Here is a 3,630-nt window from a genome sequence, read left to right on the forward strand (position 1 = left end):
AACGCAACGTTTGGATAAAGTTTTAACCCATATGGGATATGGCTCCCGTAGTGATATCAAGAGACAAGTTAAGCAAGGGATGATCACGGTAAACGGGAGAACCACCAAAGATAGCGGCTTACAGGTTCATCCCTACCAGGATCAGATTGAAGTGAACGGGGAACTTGTTGTCTTTCGGGAGTATATTTACATCATGCTGCACAAGCCACCGGGCGTCATATCTGCAACTGAAGATACGAGGGAGCGGACGGTGCTGGATTTGCTGAGTGCGGAAGAACGACATTTTGAGCCCTTTCCAGTAGGACGCTTAGATAAAGATACAGAAGGACTATTGTTGTTGACCAACGACGGTAAGCTAGCGCACGAACTACTTTCTCCACGGCGGCATGTCCCTAAAACGTATGAGGCTACCGTGTCGGGTCATGTCACGGAGGAGGATATTCATCAATTTACAGCAGGAGTGGAACTGAATGATGGGTATGTTACCCTTCCCGCGCAGTTGACCATTCTTCGTCACGAACATCCGTACCAGGCAGATGGAGAAGTTATTTCCTATATTTCGCTTGTAATCCATGAGGGTAAGTTTCATCAAGTGAAGCGTATGTTCGAGGCGGTTGGTAAAAAGGTGACCTATTTGAAAAGAACCGCCATGGGCCCATTGAAGCTGGATGAACAGCTTCCACTGGGCAGCTATCGAGAGCTGACTAGCGAAGAATTGGCATGGATCGGCCGGGATATAGCATCTGCAACGTCAGAAGTTTGATAGGCAGATTAAATATAAATGACGCACAGGCTCTTATGAGATTCCTGTGCGTCATTTTATGATATAGACAACCAGACAGAGAATTATTCAAACTCAACGTTCAACACTGAATCGCAGTTTACGAATTATTGTGCGCGTGCTGCCCGGCTTTTTTTCACTTCGGCTGCTTTATAAGCTGTAACCTTGTTTTTACCTGTCGTTTTGGATATGTACATTGCTTGATCGGCCTGCTTGACCAGTTCATCCGGGTTCATTTCTTTCTTCACTGTACTGTATCCGACACTGATCGTGACAATGCTTTCTTCCGCGACCCGCTCGCGGATACGTTCTGCGACATGTCCAACCTTGGCACGTCGATCCACAACCATTGCGACCAGTTCCTCGCCACCGTATCGTCCGGTCAGTCCGATTTCATCCAGTTCATCCTCCATAATCTGTGCGACCTGTTTGAGTACTTCATCCGCACGAGCATGGCCCTGCGTATCATTCAGCTTTTTGAAATTGTCAATATCGCAAAAAATGACCGACACGCGGATTCCTTGATCCATATATCGCCGTAGTCGGCCCGAAAAATATTTACGGTTATATAGCCCTGTTAGGCCATCAGTGATGGAAGAACGATAAATCCTTTGGAGTAGCTCCACAATCCGTTCAAACAGGATGATGAACAACGTAGTATAGTACAGCAATGGTAAAAATGACATATATAGGACTGCGTTTGACCTGCCTGCTTCTTCAGGGATGTCATTTCGCAGCCACAAATAGCCGAGCCAGAGCAAATACATGAATAAGCCCGCTACATACTTCTTTGGCTGTCCGATTCGTGGGGTTATGAACACAAGGCTCAATATTAGTACCAGTACTCGATAAAACAGAGTGAACCCAACTAGTTTCGCTGCGCTGATCCAAGCGGGCAACAAACCTGCAGTCCAAGCAATAACCGGCAATATCAATAACGCACCCAGCAGCAGCAGGGTCCATGTCTGCACACGTTTCAGCTTCCGGTAGAGTTGAAATACGGCGGCATTGATGAGCACGAAGGCAGATGCCTCCAGCGCATTTTTCCACACGATTCCTTGGAGTTGTATCTTGCCTCCGCCTGCTGAATAGAGATTCATGGCTTCATATGTCATAATAATAATAGCGGCAACCGAAAAAAGGATATAGGCTTTTTTTCGTTGTCTGCTATATATGATCACGCACATCAGTGCCATCATGAGTATAATATACAAACCGCAGGCTGCACTTACGGCCCCGGCCAGAGATGGGAAACCCAAGGTTCCCGATAAGGACAACAACGTCAACATCACCGACTCCATTTGCAAAAGTAGTCAATCTATTGAACGGATGATACCGTTCCGATACAATAGACAGGATTTATCCCATTTAAAATGTTATAATTTTCTTTTGTGACTAACATTTATTCTCAATATATCATCTTTCAGAAAATCCGGAAACCTATACATACAATCTGTGATCCGGGCAGTTTAATGCTTGAAAGGGGAAGCACGTCATGAAATTGCTACAGGCTCTCTTTTTCCCACCCGAGCAACCGGGAGGCGTTTCATCCATGATTCCATATCTGCAAGAGCGATTTACATCCCCCCGTTGGGAAATGGAGCTATTTTCAATCCCTAAACGGATTCGCAACAAGGGTAGGGACGAAGTAACTTTTGATACCTTTGACTGGACGAGATATGAACAATATCCAATCGTCCAAAAATATATTCAGACGTACCGTGACTATTTGTGGTGGACACGGCTTCGTATTCAGAAGCCCTATGACCTCATTCATGCCCATCATCCTATTGCCGGAATCGCCATGAAAACTGTTTTTCCTGACATTCCGCTCGTACAGACGATTCATTCTTCCTATGAGAAGGAGTTAATTCTAAACGGGAAAATAGAGGAGAACGGGCCTGAACACCAATTCTTGGTGTCACTGTATGGGGAAATGGAGCAGAAGGCGGATCGCTTGATAGCGGTATCTCATTCTTTTCAGCATTACTTAACTCCTTACGTTCAGAATCCGCAAGACATTGCAGTCATTCCGAACGGATATGATGAGAAGCGCTTCAAGCCCATTCCACACGAAAATGAAGTGACACAGCTCATAACCGTTTGCCGCCTTGTTCCGGCGAAAGGACTGGATATTTTATTGCGGGCCTGTGCTGAACTTAAAAAAAGAAATCTGGAATTTGTGCTTCATATTATTGGAGACGGTCCGGTTCGCCCTGAGCTGGAAGAGATGGCACGACAGCTCGATATATACCATGAGACGATTTTTTATGGATATACCCTTCATCCAGAAGAGTTTATGCCTTTCTTTGATGTATTTGTTTTGCCTTCTCGGGCGGAGGCCTTTGGTTCGGTATTTGCGGAAGCAGCGTTGAGTTGCCTGGCATTGGTAGGTACAGAAGTGGGAGGAATACCGGAGCAGATTGAAGATGGGGTAAATGGTCTGCTCGTGCCACCCGACAATCCGAGGGCACTGGCAGACGCATTAGAAAAGGTCATTGCTGACCCTTCCTATCGTTATGAGCTGGCTAGATCTGCCTGCGATAAAGCTAAATCAAGCTATTCTTTAAGTCGGGCGGTTAACGAGTTGAAGAAAATGTATTTGAAATTCCCACATTAACCATGACGAGTACCACCTGGTTTGGAATCGGAATGCCGAAAGCTGGAGCGAGGACGTGAGGAACGGAAAGGTCTCCTGCGTCCTGCTATGATCAGTTTGCTAACCCACATCAGACTGAGCATTCCGAAAATAGGATAAAGGACAGATAACAGTGAACTGAAGCCGAACTGACTGATTAAAAAACAGGTGAGCATAATGAATAGTGTGATGAGCTTGGGCGAAATTTGGA

At 45.8% G+C, this 3,630-nt stretch carries 3 protein-coding genes and 1 pseudogene; 2 read left to right on the forward strand and 2 right to left on the reverse strand.

The annotated features are described in order from the left end of the window. Positions 1-763: pseudouridine synthase (locus tag GRP75_RS21545; RefSeq protein ID WP_237449131.1), on the forward strand; the 763-nt coding region annotated here is incomplete at its 5' end. Between the two features lie 125 nt (positions 764-888). Here the strand turns inward: GRP75_RS21545 and GRP75_RS21550 are convergent. Further along, positions 889-2,070 (reverse strand): GGDEF domain-containing protein, encoded by a 1,182-nt coding sequence (locus GRP75_RS21550; protein WP_068940274.1) that lies wholly within the window; start codon positions 2,068-2,070, stop codon positions 889-891. A 206-nt stretch (positions 2,071-2,276) separates the two neighbouring features. Between GRP75_RS21550 and GRP75_RS21555 the strand changes: the two genes are divergently transcribed. Next, entirely contained in the window at positions 2,277-3,401 is a 1,125-nt protein-coding gene (locus GRP75_RS21555) for a glycosyltransferase family 4 protein (protein WP_160790314.1), read from the forward strand. Here GRP75_RS21555 and GRP75_RS29950 read toward each other — a convergent pair. Beyond that, positions 3,398-3,630: pseudogene (locus GRP75_RS29950) on the reverse strand (YkvI family membrane protein); the annotation flags it as partial. The gene GRP75_RS21555 and the pseudogene GRP75_RS29950 sit on opposite strands and share 4 nt — an antisense overlap.

The organism is Paenibacillus sp. OT2-17 (assembly GCF_009827695.1).
GTDB classification, from domain to species: Bacteria; Bacillota; Bacilli; order Paenibacillales; family Paenibacillaceae; genus Paenibacillus; species Paenibacillus polymyxa_B.

Coding starts and splice junctions, on each gene's coding strand:
- GRP75_RS21550 (WP_068940274.1), bottom strand. CDS start 2,070: ATGTTGACGTTGTTGTCCTTATCGGGAACCTTGGGTTTCCCATCTCTG.
- GRP75_RS21555 (WP_160790314.1), top strand. CDS start 2,277: ATGAAATTGCTACAGGCTCTCTTTTTCCCACCCGAGCAACCGGGAGGC.